Below are 13,543 nucleotides of genomic sequence, written 5' to 3' on the forward strand. Positions count from 1 at the left end.
GCCGATCCAGCAATCTTTCGACATGAATCGGCTTCCCGCCGAGACACTCCGACACGAATTGTTCTACCCGAGCAAAGCTATCGTTCTAACCGGATATGTGCCGGCCGATCGCCGAAAAAGAAACAGCGCTCCGGCTGAGAGAGCGCAGGGGAAAGTGCAGAATGATTGCCGTTACCGAACGCAGGCGCATGCGGATCGCTGCCATCGCGGCCTTCCTGTTTCTCCATTCCGCGGCCCACGGGCAGGACACCTCCGCGGCAATGACGGTCATCGCCGCATCGGTCGAGAAATCTGAGGTCACGAGGCGCATTGCCGCCACCGGAAACGTCGTCGCCTGGCGCGAGATATCGGTCAGCTCGGAGGTCGGCGGACTGACCGTGACCGAGATCGCGGTCGATGAGGGCGACTTCGTCGCGAAGGGGCAGTTATTGGCGCGTCTCACTCGGGATCTTACGGTCGCGGCAATATCGAAGCACAAGGCGGCAGTCGACGAACTGCAGGCGAGCCTTGCAATCGCCAGGTCCGATGCTGCGCGGGCGCATTCCGTCTCGTCAGGAGTGATCAGTGCGCAGGTGATCGAGCAGCGCGAGACGCTCGTCAAGACGACGGAAGCAAAGCTGAAGGCCGCACAGGCGCAGTTCGAGGAAGCCGAAGCGCGGGACCGGCAGACCGTCATCGTCGCTCCTGCCGCGGGCATGATCGCATCCCGATCCGTGGCGATAGGCCAGGTGGTCCAGACGGGAGTCGAGATGTTCCGTCTCATTCAGGACAACCGCGTCGAGGTCGATGCGCGCGTGCTCGAGTCGGATCTTCTCGCTGCGGGGGCTAGGCAACCCGCAACTATTTTCGGACCTGCCGGTACGTCCGAGAAGGGAACCGTCCGGATCATTTCGCCGATCGTCGACCCCAAGACTCGCTTGGGTACGGTCCGCATCGCGCTGTCCGGCGACACGCAACTGAAGCCCGGCATGTTCGCACGCGTGGAGGTCGCGGTCGAGAGCAAGCTCGCATTGACCGTTCCGCTCAAGGCATTGGTCTGGCGCGACGCGAGGGTGCACGTGTTCAAGGTCGGACGCGACAATCTGGTGTCGCTTACCGAAGTGGGGATCGGCTCCGGGGCCGCCGAAAACGTCGAGATTATACGGGGCCTGGACGCGGGTGATCGCATCGTGACCCAAGGCGCCGGCCTTCTGAACGACGGCGACGCGGTGAACGTCAAGACCGCATCCGCTAACGGTAGCGCCGTGCGGTGAACAACATTTCCAGTTGGGCAATCCGCAACCCGGTTGCAACTACGATCCTGTTCCTGCTGCTGACGCTGTCGGGCGTGGTCGCGTTCTCGAAGCTTCGGCTCAACAATATGCCGGACATGGACATCCCGACGGTGACCGTCAGCGTCGCCTGGCCTGGAGCTGCCCCGACCGAGATCGAAACGCAGATTACGCGCTTTATCGAAAACAGCGTTGCCGGACTGGGAACCGTCAATCGCACGCGGTCGATCGTCAACGAGGGCCTCTCCATGACCACGGTCGAGTTCGCGCTCGGGACCGACATCGACCGGGCAACGAACGACGTTCGGGATGCTGTCGCGTCGATACGTTCAAAACTGCCGCAGGGTGCCCTCGATCCCACGATTCGGCGTGTCGAGGCGACGGGGCAGTCCATCCTCACATTCGTCGTCGAGGCGCCGGCGATGGCTCCCGACGATCTGAGCTGGTTCATCGACAACGACATCGCCAAGGCGTTGCTTGCGGTGCCAGGTGTGTCCAGGATTTCGAGATCCGGCGGCGTCGAAGCCGAGATTGCGATCAAGCTCGACCCCGACCGGCTGATGGCACTCGGACTCACGGCCGTCGAGATTTCCGACCTCATCAGGAGCCAGAACATCACTCAGCCAGGTGGCCGCGTGATGCTCGGCGGGGCCGAACAAGCCATCCGCACCGTGGGGAGCGTCACCGACGTCGCGCGTCTGAGCGAGATGCGCATCGCCTTCAGTGACGGACGGAGCGCCAAACTTTCCGAACTGGGCACTGTCGAGCGGTTCTGGGCGGAACCGCGTCAGCGGGCGCGGTTGAACGAGCGAGAGGTCGTCGGCTTGAGCGTCTATCGCGCGGTCGGAAGCGGCGAGTTCTCCGTAACTCGCGATGTCCGGAAGAAGATCGTGGAATTTTCCGCCGCCCATCCCGGCGTGCGCATTTTCGAAGTAACTTCGTCGACCGATGCGGTGGTCGAGGGATATAGCGCGACTATCGAGGCGCTTGCGTTGGGGGCGCTGCTGGCTGTTCTGGTCGTCTGGCTGTTCCTGCGGGATGTCCGTGCAACATTGATTTCCAGCGCCGCGCTGCCACTGTCGCTGATCCCGACATTTGCGGTGATGTATGGGCTGAACCAATCTCTGAACAACATCACTTTGCTCGCGATCGCTCTCGTCGTCGGCATCCTCGTCGACGACGCTATCGTGGAGATCGAGAACATCGTCCGGCATATCCGGCAGTCCGGAAAAAGCGTCTACGATGCCGCGATCGATGCAGCCGACGAAATTGGCCTCGCTGTCGTGGCGACGACATTCGCGATCATCGTGGTCTTCGCGCCCGTCGGACTGATGCCGGGCATTCCGGGCCGGTTCTTCAAGGCCTTCTCGATCGCGGTCTGCAGTTCGGTGTTCTTTTCCCTGGTCACGGCGCGTCTTCTAACACCTTTGATGGCAGCATACCTCCTGAAGGACACCGGCAGGCAGCACCGTGAACCGGCATGGGTGCGATACTACACCGTAATGCTGAGCTGGACCTTGCGCCATCGATGGATCACGATTGTCGCGGGCATGGTATTCTTCGTAGCCTCGCTGTCACTTGTTCCATCTCTTCCCACCGACTTCATGCCCGCTGCCGACCGGGGCCGCACGATACTCACCGTCGAATTGGAGCCGGGCGCGACGTTGCAGGAAACGGATCTGGCGACACAGAAGGTCATCTTCCTGCTAAGGGCGCGGCCTGAAGTGGTGTCCGTCTACTCGGCGCTCGGAACCGAGACGTTGACACTATCCGGCCCCGGCGATCTCTCGACATCGGTCGGAGAGGTTAGAAGGGCCACTGTCACGGTCAACCTGGTACCAAGGAGCGAAAGAGCGCTTTCACAGCAGGCGTTCGAGGCCTCGATCGGCCGGCAGCTATCGACAGTTCCCGGCGTTCGGATACGCCTCGGCGAGGATGGATCTTCCGGCGCGAAGATACAGCTATCGCTATTGAGCGACGATCCCGCAGCGCTCGCCGATTCGGCCCGGCAATTGGCGCAAGACATGCGTAGACTGCCCGGCTTTCATCGCGCGAGGGTGACGAGCAGCTTCGCCAGACCCGAGCTGCAAATCGTCCCCAAAGTGGATAAAGCGGCGCTCCTTGGGGTTTCCACAACGACGCTCGCGAAAACCGTTAACATCGCGACCGTAGGTGACATCGAACAAAATCTCTCAAAATTCAGTCTGGGCGCCAGACAGATTCCGATCCGTGTGCTGCTGAACGAGGATGCGCGCACGGATCTTTCCCGCCTGTCGAGTCTTCAGGTTCCGGCTTTCGAGAATTCGGTGCCGTTATCGTCGGTTGCCGATATCATCTTCGGTTCGGGTCCGATCCAGATCGAGCGAACGGACCGAACACGAAGCGAGACGGTGGAAGCGGAATTGAGCGGGCTCACGGTCGGAGAGGCCGAACGTCTGGTGGAGAACTTGCCATCGATCCGGCACTTGCCTGCGGGGGTAACCTACAAGCCGGCGGGCGACTCCGAACGCATGCAGGAGTTGTTCGACAGCTTCAAGCTCGCGATGGGTTCCGCCATCGCTCTGCTCTTTGTCGTTCTTGCCCTCCTGTTCAATGGATTCGTTCAACCCGTCACGATCCTGACCGCGCTGCCCTTGTCCATTGGCGGGGCGCTGGGTCTACTGCTTCTGACACGCACGTCGATATCGATGCCGGTACTGATCGGCATTCTGATGCTGATGGGGATCGCAGCAAAGAATTCGATCCTTCTGGTCGAGTACGCGATCGTCGCCGGGCGCGATAGGGGGCTGGATCGTGTGCACGCCCTTCTGGATGCGGCTCGCAAGCGAGCTCGACCGATCGTTATGACGACGCTCGCGATGAGCGCGGGCATGTTGCCGATTGCTCTCGGCATGGGGGCGGACGCCGAAAGGCGCGCACCCATGGCAATTGCCGTAATCGGAGGGCTGTTCAGTTCAACAGTCCTCAGTCTGGTGTACGTCCCTGCCTTCTTTACGGTCATGGACGATCTACAGCGCTGTATCGCCAAGCGCCTTGGGAGAAGCAACACGCAAATGGCTTGATGACAATTGAATTGCAAGTCTCGTCCCCGCGAATCTTCGAGAACGGCGTGCGCGACTCGCGTTCAGTGTCTTGCCGGAAAGGGACAAAGGCTCTCTGATCTCGACGCAACGAGGAAAGGATCAAGATCATGTTTAGGCAAGGGATGCTCATCTTGCGGATTCCGGGATGGCTGCTCTTGATGGCAATCGTAACCATCACACCGTCTCGCGCGCAGCAGAGCTTCGATAATCTGGCCGGCTCATGGTCGGGTGTGGGGTCGATGAAGCCCAAGGACGGGCCACGCGAACGCGTCCGCTGCAAGGTCAACTACGTCGTTAAGAACGAGGGACAGTCCGTGAAGATGAATGTCCGCTGCGCAAGCGATGCCTACAAGATGGAGCTGAGTGCCAATATTGACCAAAGGGGATCGGAGCTTTCGGGTAACTGGTTTGAAAGCGAGTACCGCCAGGGAGGCAAGATTTCGGGTCAAAATGCCGGTGATCTCATCGATGCGAAAATCGAGAGCGATACGATCACGGCGTTGCTGGCCGTTCGCACAAAGGAGAACCGCCAATCGTTCACCATGGAATCGCCGGGGGCGTGGGTTTCACAGGTCTCGATTGATCTTCTTCGAGATTCCCGATGAGTCCGCAGCCTCCAGCGAGCAACGGCGCCATTGGAGCGATGTATTCAGATTGAAGCGGCCACCAAACACCGGCCATCGACCGAAGGGGTGGATACGACTTTCGTGGGCGCCGTTGTGTGTTCTCCTGGCGGCGTGTTTCTCGAACTCGGCGCGTCTGCCTGACGCCCCGATCAGTGCGCCGGAGCCATCGAAGGTCATGGAGTCGCTGAAGAAGGCTGCCGCAGAAGCCAAGCTTGAGGAGCCCCATGAGGTTTCGGCTCCCATCCGAGCCCATCCAATATCCTCGGTCCCGTGGATCATATGTCTTCGGAGCGGCGCTACGGAGCTCTCAAGAAGACGCCCGTTAGCGGTCTTCTATAAAGGCAATGAGCACGTAACGACCCGAATGTCGGTAATTGTCGACCGTTGCGAAAGCCAGTCGTTCGCCGCGTTGACGAAATGACGGCAGGGGGCGCGCGCTGCAGGTGCAGCCCCGGCACTTGAATCGTGAGGTAACGCAACTCAGTCGGGTGTGGGGAAAGGCGGTAGCACTGCCCCGCTACCATGCGTAATTTTGCGCGACACACTGTGATATTATCCGATCGAGCGCGCGAGGGCAGGTCCGCGTTCGCCTCAACTTGACCGACCCATCATATAGAACTCGTCGTTCGGTCGCATGCTGGTGACGTTCGCCAGACGGTTGGACATGCCGAAGAAAGCCGCGATCGCCGCGATATCCCAGATATCTTCATCTGTGAAACCGTGAGACTTTAGCGCTACGATGTCCGCCTCTCCCACCTCGAAGGCGCGTGCCGAGACTTTCATGGCGAAATCAAGCATCGCCCGCTGCCGTTCGGTGATGTCCGCCTTGCGGTAGTTGATCGCGATCTGGTCGGCGATCAGGGGATTCTTCGCGCGGACGCGCAGGATCGCGCCGTGGGCCACCACGCAGTATTGGCACTGGTTGGCGTTGCTCGTCGCGACCACGATCATCTCGCGCTCGGCCTTGCTGATCGGGCCAGGCTTGTCCATCAGTGCGTCGTGATAGGCGAAGAACGCGCGAAACTCGTCCGGCCGATGGGCGAGCGTCAGGAAGACGTTGGGAACGAAGCCTGACTTCTCCTGAACCGCAAGAATTCGGCTGCGGATATCCTCCGGCAGGTCCGAGATCTTCGGGACCGGGAAACGGCTGATGGCGTGAGAGATCATATTGAGACTCCGTCTAGACGGCCGCGAGCGCGGCCAGTTTCTCCTGATACTTTTCGATCGCGTCGCCCGGGTCAGTGGCATACGGCTCGATCCTGACGAGACAGGTGTGTGCCGAGCAGCCCTGACCGAACTGTGAGGTGCCGACATCGAGTGTCAGCACGTTCGGATTGCCGGCGATCTCGATGCCGCTGTCGCCGGCCGTCGTGAACCAGGCGCCGGTCGGCAGCACGATGACCCCTTGGCGAACGGTGTCTGTGACCTGGGCCGTCGCAAGGCAAGCGCCGCGGTCGTTCCAAATGCGGATCGTCTGGCCATCGTTGATCCCGAACGCGGTAGCGTCACTGGGATTGACGCGGGCCCGCTCGCGGCCATTGCGCTTCATCGCGCGGCTCGCAGCGCCGGTCTCGAGCTGGCTGTGGAGCCGGCCAGCGGGCTGATGCGAGATTAGATGCAATTGATCCGGATCGCTCCTGCCGAGCCACTCCGCCGGCTCGATCCAGGCGGGGTGCGGGCCACAGTCGGAATAATTGAGTTTGGCCAGCGTCTCGCTGCCGAGCACGATCTTGCCCCTCTCGGTTTTGAGCGGCGACGTTTCCGGCTGGTCGCGGAATTCGGCCAGATAGGTGTGCTCGGCCTTGACCGGACACCGGGCGTAGCCGGCTTTCCAGAACGTATCGAAGTCCGGCATCTCGAAACCCAAGCGGGTTGCGGCGTCGTCGCGACTTGTCTCGTAGAGATGGCGCAGCCAGCCCATTTCGTCGCGGCCTTCGTTGAAGCGGTCCGCCGCACCGAGCTTTTCGGCAATGGCGTTGAAGATGTCGAAATCTGCGCGGGATTCACCCAGGGGCTCGATCGCCTTCTGCATGGCTAGGATGAAGTCGGATCGCTTGTTGCCTGCCAGGTCGTTGCGCTCGATCGAGGTCGTGGCCGGCAGCACGATGTCGGCGCGCTGCGCCGTCGCGGTGAACATCGGATCCTGTACGATGATCGTTTCGGGGCGCGTCCATGCTTCCGCCAGACGGTTGAGATCCTGGTGGTGATGGTACGGATTGCCTCCGGCCCAATACACAAGTCGCGTGTCCGGGTAGAAGCGGGTCGAGCCCTGGTAGGTGAAGGGTCCGCCGGGGTTCAGCAGCATGTCGCTGATGCGCGCCACGGGAATGAAGCTGTCGATTGGCTTTGCGAACTGCGACATGGCTGGCGATCTGCCAATGTTGATCGTCGACCCCACGCCTCCCAGAGAACCGTAACCATAGCCGACGCCGCCGCCCGGCAAACCGATCTGGCCGATGATCGATGCAAGGCCAAGCGCCGCCCAGAACGGCTGCTCGCCATGATGGGCACGCTGCAGGCTCCAACTCACCGTCAGCATGCTCCGCGTCTCGACGAGGCGCTTGGCGAGTTCTACGATCCTCTGCTGGTCGAGCCCGGTGATCCCCGCCGCCCAGGCCGCGTCCTTGCCCTCGCCATCCTGCGTGCCATCCAGATAGCGGAGGAGGCGGTCGGCGCCGCTCGTGCAACGTTCGAGGAAGGCCTTGTCGTGCCGATCGGCTTTGACGATCTCGCCGGCCAATCCAAGCATCAACGCAGTGTCGGTGTTCGGGCGGATCGGCCACCATTCGGCGTTCACCCATTCCGGTATGTCGTCCTCTAGCGGCGAGACGAGGATGATCCTGGTGCCGCGTTCCACGATCCTCTTGAGATGGGTCTCCACCATATGGCTGCCGATTCCACCGGCTTCATTCTGCGCGGTCCGCGGCGAGATCGCGCCGAACACGACCAGAGTATCGGTATGCCGGGCGATCGTATCGAGCGTGTTGGCCCGCCCGCCGCAGGCTGTGTCGTCACCCAGCGTGTGGCGCAGGATCACGGGACCCGCCGCGATCGAATAGGTGTCGACATGCCCGGTGAAGCCGCCCACCAGATTGAGCATGCGCTTCAGCAGCGAGGACGCATGGTGGAATCGCCCGCTATTCGTCCAGCCGTAGGAGCCGGCAAAGATTGAGGCATTGCCGAAGGCGTCCGAGACGCGCCGAATCTCGTCGGCGACCAGCGTCGTCGCCTCGTCCCAGCCGACCGGCACGAATTTCTCTCGTCCGCGCCCGCGGCGATCGCTCTTCTCGCGCTTGTCGAGCCATCCGGAACGAACCATCGGCCGCAGCACGCGTCGTGCGGGGTTTGCCCATTCCCTGATCGAGTTGATGATCGGTGAGGGAGCCGGATCATGCTCGAACGGTTCGACGCCGACAATCTGCCCGTCCTCGACGAGGATCGTGTAGGCGCCCCAATGGCTACAGTGTGGAACCCGTCTGATTCTGCTCATCCATAGTCTCCAACGGCCGCGCGGTTCGCAGACCGGGACTGCGTCGGCACTTCGACGGAGCTTCTGATGCCGGACATGGTTTCCCAAAGCGGAGAAACCGCGTCCACAAGGCGAGAGAACAGCACGAACTTCCGGTTCGCATAGTCCGCGATCTCGCCCTGTTGCGGCTGCATCGTTTCGTCAGGCGCGCCGATCCAGTTCGCTGCCACCGTGGAAGGCGGCTCGCCATACAGGAACTTCGCGCCGATGGCACCAAGTCCGCGCAGGCCCGCGTGGCCATCGGTCGAGCGTTGGACGGTCGATCCCGTCACGGTCGCAAGGAAGCGCGCGAAGTGGGGATCTCCCGCAAGGCCGCCACCCAGCGAGAGAGCGCCGGCCGGAGCGCTCATCATCTCGTGGCTCCTGCGCGCAATGAAAGCCAGCGCTTCGCACGCTGCCCACGCGACCTGCGCAGGCGTTGCTGCTGCGGTTAGGCCGAATATCGCGCCGCTCGCATGCGGCGTGGTGTAAGGCGCGCGCTCGCCGCCCGGCTCGAAGAAGGGATGCAACAACAGCTCGGAATGGCACGGCTCGATCCGCTCGGGCACGCCCGCGATCAGTTTCCTGACGTGCTGCAGCAGTGTGGCGCCATTGAAGCTCGGGTGGGTGCAAAGGTAGCCCGAGCCCAGCACGAACTTCTGGATGATGGCTCCGGCAGGCTTCTCGCGCATAGCCGCGGGGTCCTGCAAATGGCAGCCATGGATCGCACTGGTGCCGAAAATCGAGGCCCGCGTAACGCCGGGACGCGTGCCGAGGCCGAGGCCGATCAATGATGCGTGGACGTCGCCCGGACCGAGCAGGACCGGCACGTTTGAGGGAAGGCGCAGCGCCGCGGCGGCCTGTGGCGAGAGTGTGGCGCGGCACGCGCCCACCGGCACGAGTTCGGGCAGTAGCTCCAGGCCGCGCTCCAAGCCGAGGGCACTTTCGACACGGCGGGAAGTCTCACCCGTGCGCCAATCGCCCCAAACCGGAAGAGCTGCGCTCGGTTCGCCCAGCAGCCTTTCGGTGAGGGAATAGAAGAGCCACTCCTTCAGGCGCAGCACGTGCCGGATCTGCTTCAGCCGTTCCGGATCGTGCCGCTGTAGCCAGAGTAGGTGCAGGCTTTGCGAGGCGGCTGTCGGCCGTGAGCCCGTGACCGTCTCAATCTCCTGCAGCGAGCCCTGCAGGTCCGGCTCTGCAATCAGGGACCGAACCCGTCCGTCGAGCCAGGTGATCGCGGAACCGACGGGTTCTCTGTTCTGATCGATCGGCCACAGTCCGTCGCCCTGACCCGTCAGCAGAATGCCATCGACGATGCTATTCGCCCTTGCTGCACAGGCACCGAGCACGGCTAGAGCATCCTCGCGCGCGATCTCCATGTCCTGCTCGACTTGGATACCGCCGCGCCGGAGCCCCCGATTCTCGCGCTGAACCGCGCACAGCATCTGTCCCTGCCGATCGAAGGCGGCTGCTTTCACCGCCGTCGTGCCGGAGTCGAGACAGAGCAGGACGGAATTCGAAACCGTCATGAAGCCTGACGAAGCTTCTCGAGGGTGGTTGCCGGCTGTTGTCCATAGGTCTTGAATTTCTCCATGACCTCGGCGATCTGCCGTTCAGAGAGCACTGGCGGTTCACCGTGGGGCAGACAGAGCAGGTACTGCTGGGCCAGCTCCTCGACCGTGACCGCGAGCGACAGGGCGCGCGCGATCGATACATGCGCAGTGATGACACCATGATGCGCCATCAGACAGGCCCTGCGTCCGTCGAGGGCCTCGATGACCCGGTCCGCAAGCTCTTGCGAACCGAAAATTTCATAGGGCGCGCATCGGATGGTCGATCCGCCCGCTCCGGCGATCACGTAGTGGATTGCCGGGATGTCCTTGCCCATGATCGAGAGTGCCGTCGCATGCGTCGAGTGGGTGTGGACCACGGCATTGAGGTCGCTTCGCGCCTTTAGAATATCGCGGTGGAAGCGCCATTCGCTCGATGGAAGCACGTCGCCTGCAAAGGTCGCATCCCAGTTCATCGCCACGACGTGATCTGGCGTCAACTTGTCGTAGGGAATGCCAGTGGGAGAGATCAGGAAGCCGTTGCCGTATCTGACGCTGATATTGCCGGACGTACCCTTATTGATCCCCAGCCGGTTCATGCTGCGGCAGGCCTCGATGAGCTCGGAACGGAGAGCCAATTCTTCTTTGGTCATGAACGTTTTCCCTGTTCATTTGGTCGGATAGAGAGGCGGCCTGCCGTCCAGGATCAGGCCGATGTCCGTGGCGATCATGTTGGCCGCTTTGGTGACGGAGAAGCGCGAGGCGCCCGCGATGTGCGGCGATAGCGTTACGTTGGCAAGCTTGAGGAGCGGCCAGTCGGCCGGCGGTGGCTCCGGATCGAATGTGTCCAGCGCTGCACCCCTGAGGTGACCCGATACGAGCGCGTCGTAAAGCGCCGCGTAGTCCAGCACCTGTCCGCGCGTGGTGTTGACGATATAGGCGCCCGGCTTCATGGCGTTGATCCGGTCGCGGCCGATCATACCTTTGGTTTGGGACGTGACGCGCGGATGAAGAGTAACCACGTCGGCCTGGCGGGTAAGGTCGTCGAGCTCGACTTTCTGGACGCCGGCGGCGCGGTCCTCATCGGTCAATTGCTTGAAGGGATCAGAAACCAGGATGCTGCAGCCGAAGGGCTGGAGCAGCCGCGCCACGCGCGTGCCGATGTCGCCATAGCCGATGATGCCGACCGTGAGCTCGCAGAGCTCTGGCCCGGTGTGATCGTAATGATAAAAGTCACGGCGAAATTCACCGCTGGCGACCGATAGATGGCCGCGAATGAGGTTGCGTGTCTCCGCGAGCAGCGAGGCGACCGTGAACTCGGCTACGGCTGAGGCGTTGCGGCCCGGCGTGTTGATGACCGTCACCCCGCGATCGCGCGCCGCCGGCATCTCGATGTTGACCGGGCCGCCCCGCGACACCGCAATGATCTTCAGCTTCGGCGCATGCCTCAGGCTTTCCGCTGTGATCGGTGCCAGATGCGTGACGAGAATGTCGAGGTCGCCGAGAAAGTCGAAATAGGCCTCCGGCCGGCCGACGAATTCCGCGACAGGAAGCGACGGATCGTGCTTGGTCGATTGGACTTTCAGGGGCCAACCAAGCTCCATGTGCTTGAACCGCACGGGGCGTCCGGCCAGGACCTTCGCCAGCGCCTCCTCGAAGAAGGCCGGCTGCATGAAGCCGTCGCCGATGATGCCGATGGTCAGCGTTTTGACGTCGGAGATCATGTTCATGGTGGTTTCAGGCTCTCTTTTTGATCAGGACACCAGGGCGCCGCGCTGCGCGAGCTCGCGCTGCATCTGGACGGCGAACTCGGGATAGGTTCCCGCCAACTCGTCCAGTACGCGGCCGCGGAGCAGGTCGAGGGTCGCGCGGTCCGGCAGCTTCGTCTGCAGCGGCCGTTCGCCATGTGCGAACCGGAAACCGGTCGCCGCCTTGATCTCGGCGAGATCGTGTCCGGGATGCACGCTCTCGAGCTCGAAGCCTGGACGCGACTTGTCGAACCGGAACAGTCCTTTCCCCGTCAGCAGCGCGTAGGGCCCGCCGGTTCTGAAGACGCCGTCTTCGCTGATGCCGGGGGCGCTGACGAAGTCGACCTTCTCCACGAAAACGCGCGAGGTGTGCTCTTCGCGAAACAGGATGACGCGCGGCACGACGAAATAGAGATAGGCGGAGCCGAACGAGCCGGGCCAGCGCACGCTGGATTGCGGATAGTCTCCGGCGCCCACGAGATTGACGTTGCCGAAACCGTCGATCTGGCCGCCGCCGAGAAAGAACGCATCGATGCGCCCCTGACCGGCGCAGTCGAACAGCTCGGCCGAGCCGTTGGTGAAGAAATTGTGGTCGACGGACCCGAGGATGGAAATGCGCGGGCCGATCGCGCCGGCTTTCTCCTTCAATGCGCGCAGCAGGATGGCGCCGGCAGCAGGGATCGGGGAGGAGGCACCGACGGCCACGTGCCGGACCCCGTCGAGCAGTCGCGCGATGGTGCAGATCAGCACCTCGCGAGGGTGAACTTCAACCATCACGCCGGTTCCATCTGCGCCATGTAGTCTGCGAAACCCTCCGCCGTGCGCGCGGCCTTCGCATAGCGCAGGATTTCCACTGTGTCCGTCGAATACTCGCCCCACAGGCCGTATGGCCACGCGCCCTTTGGTGCGTGAGCGACCGCGGTGACGTAGAGCGCTGGCAGGACACCGGCGGCGCTCATCTCGTTGTTGAGCAGGCTTTCCTCGAGGATGCGCTCCACCGTCACGAGCACGGTGATAGAGGCATAAGCCATTGCCGCGAGCTCGCGCCGCCGTCCGATCCAGACATTGCCGAAACGATCGGCCATCGGGGCGTGGAAGATCGTGACGTCGGGCTTGATCGCGGGGATCAGCACGATCGGGTCGCCCTTGTCGGCAAGAGGATTATCGATCACGCGCCAGTCATCCCGATGGCGCAGCAGGTCGGTGCCGATCAGGCCTCTCATCGGAACGAATGGACTGCCCTTCTGCGCGGCCATCAGACCGGCATGGATCGCCGGACACGTCGCGTCCCTGAGCTTGATCGTGCCTTCCTTGACGGCCGCATTGAAGCGCGGTGCGCCGCCGGCCTCGCCCAGCGAGACTGCGCTGGTTTCGACCGTTCGAACTAGCCCGGCGCCGACGAGCTGGTCGACTTGCAATCCGCCGGTGGGCACGCAGACGAGATCGAGATTGCCTGCGCCGCGTTCGATGAGGGGGAGGGTCATGGCCATGGAAACGCCGGCATAGTCGACCGGCAGAGCGACGCGCATGCCCGCTTCGACATGCTTCGCCATCGCGCGAAGTTCGCTCAGCACCATTCTCCTCCCAGTCCGGGTTGTTCTCCAGCGGCCGCTTCGGCGCGATCCGGAGGAGATCGATCAATGTTCCACAATGTAGAACATTATTCTAAATTGAACGTAGTCGGAGCATGGCGAGCCTGTCAATCCACTTTCACCGCGAGCGGAATTGGATGCGGAAGGGCTCGAAAATTCCGATGG

10 protein-coding genes are annotated in these 13,543 nt (G+C 62.4%); 3 read left to right on the top strand and 7 right to left on the bottom strand.

The window, feature by feature from the left end; translation table 11 throughout:
* Nucleotides 1–161: 161 nt before the first annotated feature.
* The 3 genes from LMTR3_RS06900 to LMTR3_RS06910 all read left to right on the top strand — a co-directional run bounded on the left by LMTR3_RS06900 (nucleotide 162) and on the right by LMTR3_RS06910 (nucleotide 4,959).
* On the top strand, nucleotides 162–1,253 hold the full coding sequence (locus tag LMTR3_RS06900) for an efflux RND transporter periplasmic adaptor subunit (protein WP_065744348.1): 1,092 nt from the start codon (nucleotides 162–164) through the stop codon (nucleotides 1,251–1,253).
* Nucleotides 1,250–4,333, top strand: coding sequence for an efflux RND transporter permease subunit (locus tag LMTR3_RS06905; protein WP_065744349.1), 3,084 nt, complete (start codon nucleotides 1,250–1,252; stop codon nucleotides 4,331–4,333). Before LMTR3_RS06900 ends, LMTR3_RS06905 begins: the two co-directional genes overlap by 4 nt.
* 128 nt (nucleotides 4,334–4,461) lie before the next feature.
* On the top strand, nucleotides 4,462–4,959 hold the full coding sequence (locus LMTR3_RS06910; protein WP_245319798.1) for a hypothetical protein: 498 nt from the start codon (nucleotides 4,462–4,464) through the stop codon (nucleotides 4,957–4,959).
* A gap of 612 nt (nucleotides 4,960–5,571) precedes the next feature.
* Here LMTR3_RS06910 and LMTR3_RS06915 read toward each other — a convergent pair.
* From LMTR3_RS06915 to LMTR3_RS06945, 7 genes are read right to left on the bottom strand one after another with little or no spacing between them, the layout of a single operon-like run.
* Nucleotides 5,572–6,147, bottom strand: a complete 576-nt coding sequence (locus tag LMTR3_RS06915) for a peroxidase-related enzyme (protein ID WP_065744351.1) — start codon at nucleotides 6,145–6,147, stop codon at nucleotides 5,572–5,574.
* 13 nt (nucleotides 6,148–6,160) lie between these two features.
* A complete protein-coding gene (locus tag LMTR3_RS06920) occupies nucleotides 6,161–8,470 on the bottom strand; it encodes a molybdopterin-dependent oxidoreductase (protein ID WP_065744352.1) in 2,310 nt (769 codons plus the stop codon).
* A complete protein-coding gene (locus LMTR3_RS06925; protein WP_065744353.1) occupies nucleotides 8,467–10,017 on the bottom strand; it encodes an FGGY family carbohydrate kinase in 1,551 nt (516 codons plus the stop codon). Before LMTR3_RS06925 ends, LMTR3_RS06920 begins: the two co-directional genes overlap by 4 nt.
* A complete protein-coding gene (locus LMTR3_RS06930) occupies nucleotides 10,014–10,691 on the bottom strand; it encodes a class II aldolase/adducin family protein (protein WP_065744354.1) in 678 nt (225 codons plus the stop codon). Before LMTR3_RS06930 ends, LMTR3_RS06925 begins: the two co-directional genes overlap by 4 nt.
* A gap of 15 nt (nucleotides 10,692–10,706) precedes the next feature.
* A complete protein-coding gene (locus tag LMTR3_RS06935; protein WP_141686497.1) occupies nucleotides 10,707–11,768 on the bottom strand; it encodes a 2-hydroxyacid dehydrogenase in 1,062 nt (353 codons plus the stop codon).
* Nucleotides 11,769–11,792: 24 nt separating this feature from the next.
* The gene (locus LMTR3_RS06940; RefSeq protein WP_065744355.1) at nucleotides 11,793–12,560 is read right to left on the bottom strand and encodes a CoA transferase; all 768 of its coding nucleotides are present in this window, start codon (nucleotides 12,558–12,560) and stop codon (nucleotides 11,793–11,795) included.
* On the bottom strand, nucleotides 12,560–13,363 hold the full coding sequence (locus LMTR3_RS06945) for a CoA transferase subunit A (RefSeq protein ID WP_065744356.1): 804 nt from the start codon (nucleotides 13,361–13,363) through the stop codon (nucleotides 12,560–12,562). Before LMTR3_RS06945 ends, LMTR3_RS06940 begins: the two co-directional genes overlap by 1 nt.
* Between the last annotated feature and the right edge of the window lie 180 nt (nucleotides 13,364–13,543).

Origin of the sequence: Bradyrhizobium sp. LMTR 3 (assembly GCF_001693485.1) — a bacterium.
Taxonomy (GTDB): Bacteria; Pseudomonadota; Alphaproteobacteria; order Rhizobiales; family Xanthobacteraceae; genus Bradyrhizobium.

Excerpts from the sequence above, each read along its gene's own strand:
- LMTR3_RS06900 (WP_065744348.1), top strand. The coding sequence starts at position 162 with ATGATTGCCGTTACCGAACGCAGGCGCATGCGGATCGCTGCCATCGCG.
- LMTR3_RS06910 (WP_245319798.1), top strand. The coding sequence starts at position 4,462 with ATGTTTAGGCAAGGGATGCTCATCTTGCGGATTCCGGGATGGCTGCTC.
- LMTR3_RS06915 (WP_065744351.1), bottom strand. The coding sequence starts at position 6,147 with ATGATCTCTCACGCCATCAGCCGTTTCCCGGTCCCGAAGATCTCGGAC.
- LMTR3_RS06920 (WP_065744352.1), bottom strand. The coding sequence starts at position 8,470 with ATGAGCAGAATCAGACGGGTTCCACACTGTAGCCATTGGGGCGCCTAC.
- LMTR3_RS06925 (WP_065744353.1), bottom strand. The coding sequence starts at position 10,017 with ATGACGGTTTCGAATTCCGTCCTGCTCTGTCTCGACTCCGGCACGACG.
- LMTR3_RS06930 (WP_065744354.1), bottom strand. The coding sequence starts at position 10,691 with ATGACCAAAGAAGAATTGGCTCTCCGTTCCGAGCTCATCGAGGCCTGC.
- LMTR3_RS06935 (WP_141686497.1), bottom strand. The coding sequence starts at position 11,768 with ATGAACATGATCTCCGACGTCAAAACGCTGACCATCGGCATCATCGGC.
- LMTR3_RS06940 (WP_065744355.1), bottom strand. The coding sequence starts at position 12,560 with ATGGTTGAAGTTCACCCTCGCGAGGTGCTGATCTGCACCATCGCGCGA.
- LMTR3_RS06945 (WP_065744356.1), bottom strand. The coding sequence starts at position 13,363 with ATGGTGCTGAGCGAACTTCGCGCGATGGCGAAGCATGTCGAAGCGGGC.